13 protein-coding genes and 1 tRNA gene are annotated in these 17,112 nt (G+C 35.4%); 5 read left to right on the top strand and 9 right to left on the bottom strand.

Annotated features, from left to right (window positions below):
• Nucleotides 1-42: 42 nt before the first annotated feature.
• Nucleotides 43-1,563 carry a flexirubin biosynthesis tyrosine ammonia-lyase FlxA gene (gene flxA / locus AEQSU_RS04625; protein WP_014781700.1) on the bottom strand — a complete coding sequence of 507 codons (1,521 nt, stop codon included), beginning with the start codon at nt 1,561-1,563 and terminating at the stop codon, nt 43-45.
• 100 nt (nt 1,564-1,663) lie between these two features.
• Here flxA and AEQSU_RS04630 point away from each other — a divergent pair, with 100 nt between their 5' ends.
• Nucleotides 1,664-2,908: an NAD(P)/FAD-dependent oxidoreductase gene (locus AEQSU_RS04630; protein ID WP_014781701.1), complete on the top strand. Its 1,245-nt coding sequence runs from the start codon at nt 1,664-1,666 to the stop codon at nt 2,906-2,908.
• Here AEQSU_RS04630 and AEQSU_RS04635 read toward each other — a convergent pair.
• Both AEQSU_RS04635 and AEQSU_RS04640 read right to left on the bottom strand, forming a co-directional pair.
• On the bottom strand, nt 2,905-3,531 hold the full coding sequence (locus AEQSU_RS04635; protein ID WP_014781702.1) for a hypothetical protein: 627 nt from the start codon (nt 3,529-3,531) through the stop codon (nt 2,905-2,907). The two genes, AEQSU_RS04630 and AEQSU_RS04635, sit on opposite strands and share 4 nt — an antisense overlap.
• A 107-nt stretch (nt 3,532-3,638) precedes the next feature.
• Entirely contained in the window at nt 3,639-5,306 is a 1,668-nt protein-coding gene (locus tag AEQSU_RS04640) for a hypothetical protein (RefSeq protein WP_014781703.1), read from the bottom strand.
• A gap of 174 nt (nt 5,307-5,480) precedes the next feature.
• Between AEQSU_RS04640 and AEQSU_RS04645 the strand changes: the two genes are divergently transcribed.
• Both AEQSU_RS04645 and AEQSU_RS04650 read left to right on the top strand, forming a co-directional pair.
• Complete coding sequence (locus AEQSU_RS04645; protein ID WP_014781704.1) at nt 5,481-5,726, top strand: type II toxin-antitoxin system HicA family toxin; 246 nt, start codon at nt 5,481-5,483, stop codon at nt 5,724-5,726.
• Entirely contained in the window at nt 5,723-6,085 is a 363-nt protein-coding gene (locus AEQSU_RS04650; RefSeq protein WP_014781705.1) for a type II toxin-antitoxin system HicB family antitoxin, read from the top strand. Before AEQSU_RS04645 ends, AEQSU_RS04650 begins: the two co-directional genes overlap by 4 nt.
• A 257-nt stretch (nt 6,086-6,342) precedes the next feature.
• Here AEQSU_RS04650 and AEQSU_RS04655 read toward each other — a convergent pair.
• Nucleotides 6,343-6,415: transfer RNA gene (locus AEQSU_RS04655), tRNA-Gln, on the bottom strand.
• Nucleotides 6,416-6,608: 193 nt separating this feature from the next.
• Between AEQSU_RS04655 and AEQSU_RS04660 the strand changes: the two genes are divergently transcribed.
• Together AEQSU_RS04660 and AEQSU_RS04665 are read left to right on the top strand one after the other, a co-directional pair.
• On the top strand, nt 6,609-9,932 hold the full coding sequence (locus AEQSU_RS04660) for a glycosyltransferase family 117 protein (protein WP_014781706.1): 3,324 nt from the start codon (nt 6,609-6,611) through the stop codon (nt 9,930-9,932).
• 26 nt (nt 9,933-9,958) lie between these two features.
• Entirely contained in the window at nt 9,959-10,603 is a 645-nt protein-coding gene (locus tag AEQSU_RS04665; protein ID WP_014781707.1) for a polysaccharide deacetylase family protein, read from the top strand.
• Nucleotides 10,604-10,605: 2 nt separating this feature from the next.
• Here AEQSU_RS04665 and AEQSU_RS04670 read toward each other — a convergent pair whose 3' ends face one another.
• The 5 genes from AEQSU_RS04670 to AEQSU_RS04690 form a co-directional block, all read right to left on the bottom strand.
• Entirely contained in the window at nt 10,606-12,069 is a 1,464-nt protein-coding gene (locus AEQSU_RS04670) for a hypothetical protein (RefSeq protein ID WP_014781708.1), read from the bottom strand.
• 223 nt (nt 12,070-12,292) lie between these two features.
• The gene (locus AEQSU_RS04675) at nt 12,293-12,589 is read right to left on the bottom strand and encodes a thioredoxin family protein (RefSeq protein ID WP_014781709.1); all 297 of its coding nucleotides are present in this window, start codon (nt 12,587-12,589) and stop codon (nt 12,293-12,295) included.
• Nucleotides 12,590-12,643: 54 nt separating this feature from the next.
• The gene (locus AEQSU_RS04680) at nt 12,644-13,873 is read right to left on the bottom strand and encodes a metallophosphoesterase (protein WP_014781710.1); all 1,230 of its coding nucleotides are present in this window, start codon (nt 13,871-13,873) and stop codon (nt 12,644-12,646) included.
• Between the two features lie 67 nt (nt 13,874-13,940).
• On the bottom strand, nt 13,941-15,860 hold the full coding sequence (locus tag AEQSU_RS04685; protein ID WP_014781711.1) for a T9SS type A sorting domain-containing protein: 1,920 nt from the start codon (nt 15,858-15,860) through the stop codon (nt 13,941-13,943).
• Between the two features lie 89 nt (nt 15,861-15,949).
• Nucleotides 15,950-17,074: a helix-turn-helix domain-containing protein gene (locus AEQSU_RS04690; protein ID WP_014781712.1), complete on the bottom strand. Its 1,125-nt coding sequence runs from the start codon at nt 17,072-17,074 to the stop codon at nt 15,950-15,952.
• Between the last annotated feature and the right edge of the window lie 38 nt (nt 17,075-17,112).

A 17,112-nucleotide genomic window follows, 5' to 3' on the forward strand; every position in this document is an offset into this window, starting at 1 on the left:
CGTTAAAATAAACAATTTTGAGGAGATAATACAAATATAATTTTAAGGTTCCATTAAAAACTCTTTCACCTTGTTCACATAGGGATACATAATCACGTCTTCTTTGAAAACTGGAACAATGGCGCGGATTTCATCGTACATCTTTTTTGTTTCAGACGAAACGCTGTCCTGTACTTTTAAATATTCAATGGCTTGAATGATGGTTATAAGCTCTATTGCTACTACTTCAAAAGCATTTTCGATTACTTTTTTGGTAATTAGCGCTGCATTAGTTCCCATACTTACAATATCCTGATTGTCGTTATTGTTCGGGATGCTGTGCACGTACATTGGGTTGCTAAGCATTTGACTTTCTGCAGTTGTTGAAGTTGCTGTGAACTGAACACCTTGCATTCCAAAATTCAAACCTAATTTGCCTAAGTTTACGAATGGCGGCAGAATATCATTCAATTTAGAATTTAGAAGGTAATTTAATTGCCGCTCCGAAAGCATCGTCATCTTGGCAACAACTATTTTCAGTTTGTCCATTTCTAGGGCAACATAATCACCGTGAAAATTTCCGCCGTGATAAACGTTTTTCTTTTCAACATCTACAATTGGGTTGTCGTTGGCTGAGTTTACTTCTTCAATTAAAATACTTTCAACGGAATTTAATGTATCCAAAACTGGCCCCAAAATCTGTGGTACGCAGCGTAAGGAGTAATATTCCTGTACTTTTTCAACAAATACCTCCTCATTACTTGAACCATTATATAAGTGATGTTCGCGTTTACGGGTTAAACTGCTATCCTTTAAATGTGTGCGCATCATTTCGGCAACTTGACGCTGTCCGTTGTGACGTTTGGTTTGGTTTAATTCAAAAGAAAGATGGTCATCATAGGCTTTTACGATTTCGTTTATGGCGGAAGATGCTTTAATCATCCACGCCATAATTCGCTTTGTGTAAAGCACATTTACAACGCCAATCCCCGTCATTACTGATGTCCCGTTCATCAACGCTAAACCTTCACGAAGTTCAACTTTTATGGGCTGCAGGTTTTCTAGCTTGAAAACTTCTTCAGTATTTCTTCTTTCGTCTTTATAGAAAACTTCGCCTTCGCCTATAAGTACTAAAGCTAAATGTGCAAGTTGCACCAAATCGCCACTAGCACCAACGCCGCCGTGTTCATATATAAGTGGAATGATATTTTTATTCAGCAATTCTCCCATCAATTTTATTACTGATGGATGCACGCCACTATTGCCAAGGCTTAGTGTATTCAAACGTGCGAGCATTGCAGCCCGAACGTATTGGGCAGTAATAGGGTTTCCTGTTCCTGACGCGTGACTACGAATAAGGTTGTATTGAAGCTGAATGCGCTCGTCGTCCTTAATTTTGTACTGCGCCATCGGGCCGAAACCAGTATTGACACCGTAGATAATTTTGTTTTCTGAAAATTCTTTTAGAAAGTCAAAACTGTTTTGAACTCTTTCTATTATATCTTTGTGAAGTTGGACAGCATCGTTTTTGAAAATTATTTTATCAAAATCGGCTATTTCAAGTTTTCCTTTTAATGTTGGCATTTATTGTTGAATCAAATAATTTATTAAATTTATTCTTTCAAATAATTTCTAACTTTAGAATGCAAATTTAGAATTTTTTAACAATCTATATCTTAATAATATGAATGATATTTCTGTTGATGTGTTAATTATTGGCGCGGGACCCTCTGGTTGTGTAGCTTCTTCCTACTTAAAAAACAATGGAATAAGCTCGAAAGTAGTTGAAAAAAGTCACTTTCCACGTTTCGTGATTGGCGAAAGTCTTTTGCCTCGTTGCATGGACCATTTTGAAGAAGCTGGGCTTTTAGATTGCTTGGTAGATCAGAAATTTGAAATTAAAGCAGGTGCTCGTTTTTTGAAAGGCGATATAATTTGCAACTTCGATTTTGGACAAAAGCACACGCCAGGCTGGGATTACACTTGGCAAGTACCACGTGCGGATTTTGACCATACACTCGCTAAAGAAATTGTGAAAAAAGGGGTTGATGTGTCTTTTGGGCACGAAGTTACCGCTGTTTCTTTTGATGAAAAAGGTCATTCCACAACAACAATTAAGACCGAAGACGGAAACGAATATAAAATTAAAGCCAAATTTATTATAGACAGCAGTGGCTACGGAAGAGTTTTGCCACGTTTATTGGATTTGGACAAGCCTTCTTCACTTGAGGCAAATTCTGCAATTTTTACACATGTTGCCGAACCCAGTCGCCCAGAAGGGGAAGAAGGAACAATAATAACGTTTGATGTGGTTACAGATGAAGCTTGGCTTTGGGTTATTCCTTTTTCTAACGGAAATACAAGTATAGGTTTTGTGGGACCAACAGAATTTATTGAATCTTACGAAGGAACAAATGCTGAAAAAATGAAGGAAATGCTGAAAATCTCTACCTATTATTATGATAGATTGAAGGATTTGGACTTCCTTTTTGAGCCACATATTATTAAAAATTATTCAAAAGCCGTTAAACAGCTTTACGGAAAGGGATATGCGCTTACTGGGAATAGTGCGGAGTTTTTGGATCCAGTGTTTTCATCCGGTGTTACTTTTGCCACAGAATCTGGTATAAAAGCTGCCAAATTAATCACGAAGGAATTAAATGGTGAAAATGTAGATTGGGAAAAAGATTACACGGGATATATAATGAAAGGCGTGGATGTTTTTAGAACTTATGTGAGCGAATGGTACACTGGTAATCTTCAAAAAATATTTTTCCACCGTCCTGAAAATCCTGTGGTAAAAGAACAGATTTGCGCTGTGCTTGCTGGCTATGTTTGGGATGAAACTAATCCTTTTGTGAAAAACCACAACCGTCTGGTTAAGACTGTTGCGAAGGTTATTGATATGGAGAATGAACGGGTAAGTTAATTATACTTAATACCTCTTCGCAATTCTTTTGCAAAAAATTTAGCAAGGTTCCAATAACCATAAGCAATTCTTTCGCCTTGATGAAAATCATAGCCTTTTAATATTGCTTTATCGCCTGCATAGGTTCCCTCCGCCTTAATAATATCTGCAGAAAATAGCACGTTTTCGGCATTCGCAGTTTCATAGATTGAAATGGTTACTTTTAATTTTGCGCTTTCTCTTGTAAAACCATTGTTATATCCTGGATAGATTTCTGTAGTATGAATTTTCATTGTATAAGTCAAATTTGACTTATACTTTATAGCCTTGATTTCTTCTTTTTTGAAATATTCGTTAAACGCTTTTATAAAACGCGGTTCATATCTATAAGCTCTATCACCAAACCATTCTTCACGAAAAACACGTGCATTTCCGGGTTTGCCTTGTTCTTTTTCATACATTGTTTTTATAAGATAGGCTTCTTCGTTTTCATAATCTGTTACAGTAAGATTTGAATAATCAAAGACTAGATTGTATTCAGAAATGTCTTTTAAATTTTTATAATCTCCTGAATTAACGGTGATTTCCTGTGCAGAAACAACGAACGCTATATTTATGAATACTATTAGGTATGCAAATTTCATTTTACTAAATTTTACTTTTTTGTAAACTTACTGAAGTGTATATACAAAACAACCATCTAATCAAAGATGGCTGTTTTGCTGCTTTTGAGGGATTTGAAGAAGTTGTGTTATTTAATATCTACTTTAATAAGAACATCTTCTTTGCTCTTTTTATAAACTTCTAGAACAAATTGGTTTTCTGCAGTTTTTACAATTCTGTTATTGCTGAATTGATAAACTTCCATCTTGTCTGTAACTTCTCTAGTGTCTAGTATTGAGCCTTTAGACATTGCACCTGTCCCGTCATTGATTTTATATGAGGTAAGATAACCGCCGTGACCGTCACTGTGTAGCGCTGGAATCTGATCCAACTCCAAATCTATGTTTTTCACATTGTCTAAAAACACGATGTAATGATTACCGTTTGTATTGAAATAGGAATAGGACATTCCTCCTTGGTATGTTTTACTGGTATCATATACCTCGCCCATTTTTGGCTTTCCTGATTGTCTTTTTGGTATTTTCTTCATCCAAGCCAAATTTCCTGAAGCATCAATTTTTGAAACCAAAATGTCATTGTAATGATATGTTACATAAGTTCCATTTCGGGTATAGTGAACAACCACAAAAGTCTGTTCGCCAATAAGCATGAGACTTCCATCTTCGCTGATTACTAGGTCTCGTAAACTCATGTTTTCAAATTCCGCTTTTCCGTCCTCATCTTTACGTTCGTTTCTTTTTTTAGTTCTGTTTTTTACATATTGATTTAAAACTTCCAAAGGAATTTCATAGGATTTTTCATCAATCAATTTTCCTTCTCTCGTTATTTTGAAGGTGTAAAGTCCGTCTGCGTTGTGCAATTCGTTGTTAAGACCGTTGGTGTAAAACCCTGAACAAATCATATAGCCTTCAAAAGACTCAAAAAGAGAAATTCCGTTTATAAACTTATCTCCTAAGTCAATCTTGGTTTTTTCAATTTCAGAAGAACCTTGTGAAAGTCTGAAAAGTTCCATGTGATAATTGGCTTCTTCATCTTTTCTTTTCTTCTTGTCTTTATTACTATCATCGTGAAAAACTTTTGCCAACAAATAACCATTGCCGTCAGAATCTACTGCAAAATCCTCCACATCCATTCTTCTTTCGGTGTAAGGCATCGTGTATTCACGTGACCAAAGTTTTTTCAAATTTTTATCATAAACCTCAATACCTATAATGTCATAACTTTCTTTATCATTTTTAACTTCTGGTTTTCTTCTATATTGAACTAGAATTTTAGATTCGTCCAAAGATGTTAGGAAGTCGAATTTATCCGTAACACCAATCCCAAATGCAAAACCACCAAACCCAATAGATGCTATATAAGGGCCCGTTAGTCTTCCATCAATATCAATTAATTTTGTGGCTTCCGCAGTAAATTCGCCGGTTTCAAAATTTATTTCTCTAACAAAAAGTTGCTCGTGCTCCGTTTTTCTTCCAGACCAAGAAGAGTAAAAAAGATAGTATTTATCTTGTAGTTTTTTCATTCCTTCAACTACATAATTGTCTGGAAAATCTTCATATTCCTTAGTTGAAATTAATTTAAGGGTGTTCACATCAAATTTCAGGACTACAACACTTTTCTTCCAAGGTTTTATACTCAAGATTTCGCTTTTTTCTGACAAGTAAAACTTTTTTGGAGAATCGTAAACTTGGTAAGGCTCGCTTACCGTATAGCTATAATCTGCGGACAATTTTTTTTGTCCATAATTGCAAAAAGGTGCAGTCAACACCAATAGGAGGAGTACTATTTTTTTCATTTTTTGAAGTATTTTACGTTTTTAATGGCAGTAAACTTAAGGAAATAATATTTTTTATAGCCTTAACTTAGTTGAGTCATAAGACGAATTTCTTAAAATTTGCGAAAAAATATTTCTTAGTTATTGAAGGTCAAATGGTTTGATGATTTTAAAGAATCAAAAAAATATTTGTAAATGAGTAAAATTGAAAAACTTTTAGACAAGCTCAAAAGTGTTCCAAAAGATTTAACTTGGGACGAACTCGTAGAAATTTTGAATTTTCTAGATTATTGTGAAATTACAAAAAAGGGAAAGACAGGAGGCTCAAGAGTAAAATTTTCAAATAAAGAAAACGACATTATAAATTTACACAAACCTCACCCATCTAATATAGTTAAACAATACGTTATTAGGCCACTATTAGAAAAATTAGAACTATGACAAATTATTTAAAACACAAAGGATATATCAGAACCGTTGAATATAGTGCTGAAGACAAATGTCTTTATGGAAAAGTTATCGGTATAAATGATTTAGTGAATTATGAAGCGCAATCTGTTGAAGATTTAACAAATTCTTTTAATGAGGCCGTTGAAGACTATTTGAAAACTTGCAAACAATTGGGGAAAGAACCCGATAAATATTTTAAAGGAGTTTTTAATGTTCGTGCAGGTTCCACAAGACATAGAAAGCTTGCCATAATTGCAGATAAAAAGAAAATGAAGCTAAATGAATTGGTTAACGTTGCTTTTGACTACTTGATAAAAAATGAGGATGAGGTTTTACATGAAAATGATTGAGAACAAATAGCGAGTTTATGCAAAAAATCGGTCCTGACACGGCAGGTTTAGATAATTTGGAAAAATTGAGATAAAATAAAAATCCCAACCTTTTTCAAGATTGGGATATGTTAGAGGAAACGGTATAAGGATAAAAGCTTCCAGCTTTTATCCTTATATCACCCACGGTCACGTGGGCCAACAAGTTTTTGATAATTTGGAAAAATTGAGATAAAATAAAAATCCCAACCTTTTTCAAGATTGGAATTTCATTTTTGTTGGCCCACTAGGGCTCGAACCTAGACTCTTCTGTACCAAAAACAGACGTGTTGCCAGTTACACCATGGGCCAATTCCAATAATAAGAGTGCAAATTTAATACAAACTTTCGCTTGTACAAATATTTTATTATAAAAATACACTTCTTTTTTTGTTTGTCTTTTAATAGTTAAAAATATCATAGCATATTGTACGTTACCTCAATTACATACTTGGAGCTATATTTATTATTAGTAAATTCGTCCCATTAAAATTTAAACGTACTTATGGGTTCTTTCAACTTTATAAAATGGAACAAAATCACTGGCTGGCTTGTCTTCGCAATTGCTCTTACCAGTTTCTGGCTAACCGTAGAACCAACGGTAAGTTTCTGGGACGCCGGCGAATATATTGCCACTTCCAGTAACCTTGAAGTTGGCCATCCTCCAGGAGCTCCGCTTTTTCAATTGTTGGGAGCTTTTTTCTCAATTTTTGCGCCAGATGCCTCATATATTGCGCTTACCATTAACTTGATGTCAGTTTTTGCAAGTGCATTTACCATTCTATTTATGTTTTGGTCGCTTACTATTTTGCTCACCAATATTGTTTCAAAACATCATGAAATTGAAAAAATTAACGGTATAGCAATTTTAGGAAGCGCAGCCATCGGCTCTCTCGCCTTCGCTTTTACAGATAGTTTCTGGTTTAACGCCGTTGAAGCCGAAGTATATGCCAGCGCCACTTTCTTAATGGCTGTCTTGTTTTATACTGCCCTACGCTGGGAACGTGAAATGCTTGAACCTCGTGGAAATCGTTGGATTATTCTGATTGCATTTATTATAGGGCTTTCCTTTGGGGTTCACTTTATGGCACTTCTCACCATTCCGGCCATTGGGTTTATGTATTTCTTCAAACATTACAAAACCATTACCGTTAAAAACTTCATAATTGCAAATGTTGTTACAGTTGCTATTCTTCTTTTAATTTTTAAGCTTTTATTGCCTTGGACAATGAAGTTTTTCAGTGCTTCGGAATTGTTTTTCGTAAACAGTATTGGACTTCCATTTAACTCAGGTACCATTTTCGCAGCGCTGCTGTTTGTTGTACTTTTTGTGTACTTTCTGCGCGTTACCCGGAAAAAAGGTTTTGTACAATTGAACACCTTATTGCTTTGCGTACTTTTTATTTTCATAGGGTTTTCAAGCTGGTTGATGCTTCCTATTCGTGCTAACGCAGGGACTGTAATCAACGAGAATAATCCAGACAATGCTCGTGAACTTCTAGCTTATTATAACCGTGAGCAATATCCAGAAACGCATCTTTTTTATGGGCCGTTTTTTACTGAAAGCTATGTTGGTTTAGATGAAGACAATCCTTATAAAGACGACAAGCCAAATTATGAAAAAGACGAGGCGACTGGCAAATATATTATTGTAAACAACTACAAAAACGCTGGCCAAAACACTGAAGACTCACAAAAAGGGTTCTTCCCGAGAATGTGGAGTACGGAACATAGTGGTAATTATATGGAGTTTACTGGTGGTTTAGATTTTTCCATAAAAAGTGATTATTTAAGCGAACCCAGACTAGTTGATGAAGTAAACAAATTTAAGCAAGCCTACAACCAAGGACTTGTTGATACAAAGGATTACGACAAGTTTCTGAAGAATTTTGGGCAATATCTCGATATTCAAAAGCCTACATTTTTTCAGAATATGAAATTTATGTTTGAATTTCAGTTTGGATATATGTACTGGCGATATTTTATGTGGAATTTTACCGGAAGACAAGACGATGTTCAAGGTCAATACACAGATTTACACGGCAACTGGATAAGTGGCGTGAAATTTATAGACGAACTCCGTTTGGGCAATCAAGACAGTCTGCCAAGCGATATGAAAAACAACAAAGCCAGAAATACTTACTTTTTTCTACCGCTCATTTTAGGAATTATAGGTTTGGTTTTTCACTTTAAAAACGATCAAAAAAGTTTCTGGGTCTTGTTGGTACTTTTTCTATTTACAGGACTTGCGCTAAAAATTTACCTTAATGAACGACCATTTGAACCTCGGGAGAGAGACTATGCATTAGTAGGAAGTTTTTATGTTTTCGCACTTTGGATTGGTTACGGCGTATATGCACTTTTCGACCTAATGAAAAATTATGTGAAACCAAAAGTTGCTCTTCCAGTTGTGCTAATTGTTTCAGCTCTAGCCGCCCCAATATTATTGGCAACCCAAAACTGGGACGATCACGATCGCAGCAACCGCTATACCGCACAATCTATGGGCAAAATGTATCTAGATTCCTGCGATAAAAACGCCATTCTTTTCACCATTGGCGATAATGACACTTTCGCATTGTGGTATGCCCAAAACGTGGAACACTATCGTCAAGATGTGCGTATTATTAACACTAGCCTTTTTCAAACGGATTGGTATATTGATGATATGAAGAAGAAAGCCTTCACCAGCGATCCAATTCCTTCACAATTAACCCACAAAAAATACCGAGCAGGAAATCGGGACTTTTTAATATTCCAGAAAACAAACCAAGATACTATCGACATTAAAACTTGGATGAATTTTATAGCCAACGACAGTCCCGCCACCCAAATGGAATTGCCGAGCGGGCAAGTGGTAAATACCTTCCCTTCAAAAATAATTCGTATTCCTGTGGACAAGGAAGCAGTTCTGAAAAACGGAATCGTAGATCCAAAAGATGCCGATAAAATCGTTCCATATATAGACATTAATTTAAAAGGCGACATTCTATATAAAAACAGAATGTTGATGCTAGATATTATTGCCAATAATAACTGGGAACGCCCTATTTATTTTAGCGGCGGAAGTTTTGGTGATGACGATTATTTATGGATGAAAGATTATTTACAATTAGACGGTGTGGTCTATAAATTAGTTCCCATAAAAACGGCGATAGACAAACGCAATCCTTTTGATATGGGCAGAATTGACGCCAACAAAATGTACGATATCGTTATGTCTTGGGATTGGGGCAACAGTGGTAGTCCAGACATTTATCACGACACCGAAACCCGACGAAACGGAATTACATACAGAAGCAACCTCGCTCGTCTCGCTGAAGCCTTAATAAACAATGATGAAAAGGAAAAGGCTGAAAAAATCCTAGATCTTGCAATGGAGAAAATGCCTGTAGAATATTTTGAATATTACAGCCTTCTTGAACCTTTTGTTATTGGGTACTACGAGTTGGGCAAAAAAGAAAAAGCACGCAAAGTATATGAAGAAGTTACAAAATTGTATCAAGAACATTTGTTGTATTACAATAGCTTAAAATTTAACAAACAACGCGCTATCGCTTCAGACATTATTAGCGATATGGAACGCTACCGAAGCTTAGTGCAACTTGCAGTTGTGTACGACGATGAAACCTTCGCGCGTGCAGAAGCCAAGAAATTTAATGAATATCTAAAACTTTTCCGCCACTTCTATTCCCCGGATGAAGCAATGGATTTGGATAAAGACATTGAACCAGATTCTACAATGGAAATTCCTTTAGACTCAAATCTGCTGAAAAAAATGGAAGAAGAGCCTACAAAAAAAATTGAAAAGCAAGTTCCCATAAATTAAGAAAGTTGAAATTCAATTTTGTAAAAATGCCCAGATTCATTCAGAGGTTATACCCTGAGCGAATTTGGGCTTTTTCGCGTTCAGAAAATTCAGTTTATTTAACTTTTGACGATGGTCCAATCCCTGAAGTTACGCCTTGGGTTTTGGACGAACTAAAAAAATACAACGCCAAAGCCACGTTTTTCTGTATTGGCGAGAATGTTCAAAAACATCCAGAAATTTTCCGAAGAATTCTTGCAGAAGGACATTCCGTTGGCAACCATACTTTTAATCATTTAAAAGGAACTAAAACAAAAACTTCGGAATATGTTGAAAATGTTGAAAAGGCTGAAAGAGAAATGATAAATAATTCAAAGATCAACAATCAACAATCAACAATCAGCAATCAACAATCTCTCTTCCGTCCGCCTTATGGAAAAATAACTCCTTCACAGGCTAAAATTCTTCAGAAAAAAGGTTATAAAATAGTGATGTGGGATATTATTAGTTATGACTACGACGCAACTATTTCAGAAGAAAAATGCCTGCAAAATGTTTTGAAAAATATTAAACCTGGCAGCGTGGTAGTTTTTCACGATAGTTTAAAGGCAGAAAAAAACCTTCGGTATGTTTTGCCGAAGGTTTTGGGGATTATTGGGGAGAAAGGTTTGCAGTTAAGAAGTATTAATTAATATTATCGCGCAATTAAATTTAAGGATACAGTATTCATATTTCCGGCACCGTCAAAGCGTTCAGCCCAAATCTCAATATAGTCATTTGTTTTTAATTCAATTGTACCTATAATAGGCAACGCTAAGATTCCAGCATTTGTAAAAAAACCAGTAGCACCACGACCATAAACTTTAGTTTCTGTAATAACACTGCCATTTTTAGCTATATATAGTATAAGTGTAAGGTCAGCAGTAGATTGATAAGAAACAGATGCAGCTACTTGAAAATACCTTTTTTTTGATCCCTTATATATTATTTTATTATCTCCATCTCTAGTAAAACGAAAGAGACTGTTTGAAGTAGTTGTTCCAGCAACTTTTTTTCGACTTGATGTACCGGTACCACTAAATGTAGTTACCGCTCCACTACCAACGTCAGCTGAAAGATTTATATCACCAGTTGCCACTCCATCCCCTTCTCTTGGAATGCCAGGGCAATCTACGGTCCAGTCTTTACTAAAATTATATCCAGTATAAGGAGAAGATCCGTTCACATATGTTCCCCCTCCATAAAATACCACTTGGCTTAATACCGCACCATCCGTAATAGACGTAATGCCAGTTGTTTGCATTCCCGTTCTTCCAGGAAGAACATTACTTACGCCGTTCACTTTTTCAATCAACCCAAAAGTACCGATATAAGTTTCAAAAGTGCCACTATTTGTAGCAAACCACCCTTGATTACTCAATAATAAACTAGAAATGTTACTATAAGTTATTCCCGTAGTATTGTTAATAAACTGTATAATATTTCCAAAATAGAGACCAACATTTGAAATGGTTCCCACACTACCCAAATTTGCTATTATCGTGTTCTGTATCACAAGCGTTGTACCGCCGGTAATGTTGAAAGCACTTGCGCCAGATCCACCGGATATTGTAACATTCCGAATATTCCCTCCCGTTATTCCTTCAAATACAGGGCCATTTGTCCTAATAAGTTTATCCTCGTTTGCATCAAGTCCAGATACGAACGCATCATTTAAATTTATGGGTGCTGCAAGTGTAATGGTTCCATTTATTTCGTAATAGGTATTTAAAAAAAGCTTGTAAGAGTTTCCACCCCCAGCAACAAGTTCTGGAGCCAAATCTGCCGCAGATTTCACAAGTTTATAATTATTCCTTTGATCGGAACCTGAATTTATTTTCACCCAAGCTGTTGAGGGAAGATTATAATAATAAAAAGACTTAAGATCCGTATCATATACCAACAAACTGTTTGCAGGTGTTGCAATAGTTGTTCGCTGCGCCGTAGTCATTCTCGGTGCGAGTAAACCTTGGGTTGTAGAGGTAATATCCAGTGCAGAAGAAGGATTGGGATTTGTATTCCCAATACCCACTTGGGACTGTACAGTTAAAGATAAAAACAGAAGCGCGATAAAAGGCAAACTTCTGCCAATAAAAAATTTTATGTAGGAATCTTTCATAGCAGTAGAAAATAAAGTAGAATTTCTCCGACAAATTAAAGGCTTTAAACCGAAAAAACGTACAGTTAACGATAAAGTTTCAAAAGTTTAACATTTTTGTAAGAATTCAGCTAAACTGCTGGATTTGAGGAATGTTTTGGCAATAGATTCGCCAAATAGATATTTTTAGTATACTATTTTAAGAAAAAAAAAGCAGAAAAAGAAGGATTTGAATATTTTGAGGCTAAACGTACTCATTAACAAGACCAATAAGCGTATTGGCATCCTGCTCTCCACTCTGGCGCCATTTCATTTCGCCATTTTTGTAGATCATTAAAGTGGGAAGTCCTTTTACGCGAAGCGCTTCGGCAAGCTCTTTGTTTTTGTCCACATCAATTTTTATTACTCGCGCTTTATCGCCCAAAGCTGCGGCAACATCGCGCAAAACTGGGTGCATTTCTTTGGAAGCATCGTCATATTCTGCATAAAAGTCCAACAGAACTGGGATTCGGGTTTCAATTAATTCTCCAAATTTTGACATTTGCCTACTGTATTAGTTAAAAGACTGTACTACAAATATAACATTTCCCAATTATTATACGTTATTCTGTCTTTTTTTAAGTTGAATAACAGAGATTTCGGGCCAAATTCCAACGCGTCCTGGATAGCCCAAAAAGCCGAATCCTCGGTTAACATTTATATATCTTCCAAATTCCTCATAAATTCCTGCCCAATTTTTATATCTATATTTTATCGGGCTCCATTTAAACCAACCCGGAATTTCAATTCCAAATTGCATACCGTGCGTATGGCCGCTTAAAGTAAGCTGAAAATTACGTGGATCCTCTTTCACTTTCGCCTGCCAATGTGATGGATCGTGGCTCATCAAAATTTTAAAATCTTTTTCTGAAATTCCAACGCAAGCTTTATCAAGATCTCCAGCTTGTTTAAAACCGTTTTCTCCCCAATTTTCAACGCCTACCAAAGCTATTTTTTTTCCGTTTCTTTCTAAATATTTATTTTCATTCAAAAGCAAATCCCACCCCATATCTTTTTGAATAGCTTTCAATTTTTGAAGATTTTCATTTTTTTCCGTCGCACTTTTCCAATTTACATAATCGCCATAATCGTGATTTCCTAATACCGAAAAAACACCTTCTGGCGCTTTTAGAGTTGAAAAAAGTTCCTTCCAATCGTTCATTTCATCAGCGACATTATTCACCAAATCGCCAGTAAATAGAATTACATCACTTTTCTGTTCGTTTATAAGATTCACGGCATATTCCACTTTATGATGATTGTCAAAGCTACCGCTGTGTATATCGCTTATTTGTGTTAGTGTAAAACCGTCAAATTCTTCCGGCAAATCGTCAAATTCCAAAGCGTATTTCAAAACTTTATAATTATACTTTCCTTGAACCATTCCATAAATAAGAGATGCGAAAGGAATAGCGGCGATTCCCAAAGCAATGGTGCTCACAAATTTTCTTCGGGAAGCCATAAATGGAACTTCTGTACTTCCCGCTATTTTCATGAATATACCTGTGAAGAACCTGCCAATATCTTCGGCAAACATAAAAATGATCACGATTAATTTTGGGACGAAGACTACAAGAAATATCCCAAAAACATACATGGTTTTAATGTCCAGCACTTTACCTGCTCCCATCGTGGATATTTGGTAAATCAAGGCTGCTAAGATAGCGAGTGAGACAAACACGTAGATTCCATAAATCCAAGGATTTTTAGTAAGTGTTTTTAAGGCTTGAAAAGCATAGATATCAACCAAGGTATAAAGTATAATAAAAATCGCCCAACGAAGCATAGCCTTAACTTTTTTTCCAAAGATAAGGCTATTACTAAATACAGATATATCTATTTAACAGTTGGGATCACTCTTTTAAAACCTTTAGTGTTTCAGAAAAATCTTCACCTGTTGTAATGTTTACAAAATAAATCCCCGGACTACCTTGAAGGTTGATTTCTAAAGTATCTGTATTTGCAAATCGTTCAAAAGCAACTACTTGCCCGAGGATGTTTGTGATATTCATATTTATTTCTGAATAATTTTTACCTAAATCTATAGTGAAATTTCCTGAAGTTGGATTGGGATATAAAACTGCATTAGAAAGTTGATTGTCTTCCAGCCCTAAAACTATATCGACTACTTTTAAAGTAACGTTATCTGGGTTGCAAACAACATCATACGTATACGTGCCATTGCCAAAGGATGCTGTTACTTGCGCAGGGAGTTCACATTCATTTCTATTAGGAAAAGTCATAATCACAAATTCATCATTTAACTGTGCATTATAACCTAGAATAATATCCAGTGTTCCAAATAACCTCGCTTTATTAGTAATGGCAAATACATCGTGCTCCGTTCCTGCGGCGGTACCATTAATTTCTAACTGATAAATACAATCTGGGGTGGCTTCAAAATCTAATGTATTGTTATAAGTAAGTGTTCCCACACCATTATTTCCTGGTGCTATAGTTTGCCCAATTTCTGTGTTGTAATTTGTGCCTATAGATCCTGCTCCCGTAATAATACCATCGCCATCAAAGTTGACATTAAAACTCATATTTCCTGTTTCAACACTCAAAATTCCTGGGCTGTTATTAGTTAAGCTTGCTAATGTTGCAGTGCCTGTTCCAGTTGTTTTTTGGATAAGACCTGTGTTTATAAAGGGTCCGCCAGAAATATTAACGCCATCTACAACTGTAATAACACCAAGTTCACGATTTTCGAATATTGAACCTTGTCCGATAGAAAGATTGTTTGCTGCTGCATCAAATAAAATAGTACCCTCATTTTGAAATACCGCACCACCTGCAAGTTGTGTTTGTTGGCTGCCTGTTCCTGTAAAATTTATTAGTCCATTATTTACTAAAACGGTTCCTGCTGCTGCTTGTGCAGTAAGAGTACCTCCACGCCATACTACTCCTGCAGGGCCAGAAAAATCTAAAAAATTTACGCCATTGTTTTCAATCCTCAAACCACCGCCATCAACTATAAACGGACCATCTAATTGCCCTGTAAGGGTTCCGATTATAAAATTTGGAATATCGCCATTTAATTCTAAAAATCCATTTGAGTTTACATTGTATTCTCCATCTGTTAAAGTCATAAGTCCAGAAAGCATTATAGAACCACTATCTATATTTATGGTGCCGTCATTATTTTCAAACGAACTACTAATTGTAAATGTTCCAGCGCCTGATGTTTTTTGAATCAATCCCTCATTAATTAAAAGTCCACCAAAAGGCGCGCTGGCAAAGCTGGCATCACCCACGGTCATTACTCCACTTGAAGTAATTGTTAAGAATTGGCTGGCGCTACCACTATAATCTAAGTCTAATACTCCAGATGCAACATTCATCTGATTGTTTATTAAAATATTGCCTGCCAGATGTTTTGGGTCACCTCCAAAAATATTTAGTTGACCATTAATAGTAGCAGAAAAATTATAACTGCTAAAATAGCCTCCCTCAAAATTAATAATTGAGCCTGCAGCATACGTTGCTCCTCCAAAAGTTCTAAATTGTGAACCGGTCACTATATTAAGCACTGCATTGGCTTCTAAGGTAAGCGCATTTACCGCTGTGAGAACAGCAACATCTACCTCAAAACCAGATGGAATCAATACGTCATTTGAACCTTGTGGCACTCCACCGGGTGACCAGTTGGCTGCATCTTCCCAAAGATTGTTTCCTGTGCTATTGGTAAAAGTTTTTAATTGGGCATTTGCCGAAAGTTGAAAGATTGCACATAAAATAAGTGCCGAAAAAATTGTTTTGAACGATTTCATAATATTTGGTTTTAAATTAATTATGAATCGAAAGTACCGTGCTCTAGTATTTTAGGAGTTCGGATTACTGCAAATAGCAAAAATTGGAACTAATTTGAAGAAGATTTTTTAAACTGGGAAGGAGTTTGACCCGTTATTTTTTTGAAGGTGGTATTAAATGTAGTTTTAGAATTGAAACCAGCTTCAAGACCAATTGCGACTAAAGTGTAACCTGAAAATTCGGGCGTTCGTAAATATTTTTTGGCTTCTTCAACACGAAGCGTATTTATATAATCGGTAAAGCTCACATTCATTTCATTATTAAAAATACGTGAAAGATGGCTTGTGCTAAGCTGAAGTTCTTCAGCTAAAGTTTCAGAAGAAAAATTAGAGTCTAAATATCGCTGTTTGTTGATTACAATTTCTTCAATTTTTGAAATGTTTTCATTTTTTGAATCTTCAACAACAGAATACAACTGTTCGTGTGAACGATTAAACGTTCGAATATTTTCACGTTCTTTTATAATATTCAATTTTTGAATTCCGATATATCCCAAAACATATATTAAAATACTAACAGCAACATCAACTGGTAAATAGGAAACGCTTTGATCAAAATAAAACTGAATTGCGTGATACCCCCAAAACAGCAATAAAAATAAAATAGCGACCAACAAAATTTTAAGCCACAAAAATTCGGAAGGTATATTTTCACTATAATAGGTTCTAGATTGAATTTCAGTTCTAACTATTTTAAATAGTACTATAAGAAGCACAATAAATAGTGATAAGATATTGACAAAATCTCCATAAAGAACATTTATTTCTACCAAGCTAAGAAGTAAAGGATGCTCATCCCAATTTTTATTGGTAGTAAAAGCAATACTCTTGTAAAGCAGAGTATTACCTATGAAAAACACAAAAGGAATGAAGAGTGCTTTTTCTCCAGTAACAATTTTTCTATCAGGCTGTAAATAAAAGGTTGCGAAAAAATATAGAAATGGAGCTTCCAAAAATTCAATAGGTAGATATATAATATTAAATTGTTTCCAAGAAATGATACCAGTTTCTCCTAGGTTATATTGTAATTGAGAAATCGTTACAACTAAAATTAAAAGCCCTAGAAATCTAGCGGCATTCGAATTAAATTTTTTAGTTAGCAGTATAAAATAACTCAACCAAAATCCTTGAAAAATTGCAGCTATGACTAAACTGTAATAAATATCGATTTTCAAAAGCTTGTATTATATGGATTTAAAGATATACTAATTAC

Origin of the sequence: Aequorivita sublithincola DSM 14238, assembly GCF_000265385.1 — a bacterium.
In the GTDB taxonomy this organism is placed as follows: domain Bacteria; phylum Bacteroidota; class Bacteroidia; order Flavobacteriales; family Flavobacteriaceae; genus Aequorivita; species Aequorivita sublithincola.

Coding starts and splice junctions, on each gene's coding strand:
- AEQSU_RS04650 (WP_014781705.1), top strand. CDS start 5,723: ATGACAAATTATTTAAAACACAAAGGATATATCAGAACCGTTGAATAT.
- AEQSU_RS04645 (WP_014781704.1), top strand. CDS start 5,481: ATGAGTAAAATTGAAAAACTTTTAGACAAGCTCAAAAGTGTTCCAAAA.
- AEQSU_RS04670 (WP_014781708.1), bottom strand. CDS start 12,069: ATGAAAGATTCCTACATAAAATTTTTTATTGGCAGAAGTTTGCCTTTT.
- AEQSU_RS04635 (WP_014781702.1), bottom strand. CDS start 3,531: ATGAAATTTGCATACCTAATAGTATTCATAAATATAGCGTTCGTTGTT.
- AEQSU_RS04665 (WP_014781707.1), top strand. CDS start 9,959: ATGCCCAGATTCATTCAGAGGTTATACCCTGAGCGAATTTGGGCTTTT.
- flxA (WP_014781700.1), bottom strand. CDS start 1,563: ATGCCAACATTAAAAGGAAAACTTGAAATAGCCGATTTTGATAAAATA.
- AEQSU_RS04660 (WP_014781706.1), top strand. CDS start 6,609: ATGGGTTCTTTCAACTTTATAAAATGGAACAAAATCACTGGCTGGCTT.
- AEQSU_RS04630 (WP_014781701.1), top strand. CDS start 1,664: ATGAATGATATTTCTGTTGATGTGTTAATTATTGGCGCGGGACCCTCT.
- AEQSU_RS04675 (WP_014781709.1), bottom strand. CDS start 12,589: ATGTCAAAATTTGGAGAATTAATTGAAACCCGAATCCCAGTTCTGTTG.
- AEQSU_RS04685 (WP_014781711.1), bottom strand. CDS start 15,860: ATGAAATCGTTCAAAACAATTTTTTCGGCACTTATTTTATGTGCAATC.
- AEQSU_RS04680 (WP_014781710.1), bottom strand. CDS start 13,873: ATGCTTCGTTGGGCGATTTTTATTATACTTTATACCTTGGTTGATATC.
- AEQSU_RS04640 (WP_014781703.1), bottom strand. CDS start 5,306: ATGAAAAAAATAGTACTCCTCCTATTGGTGTTGACTGCACCTTTTTGC.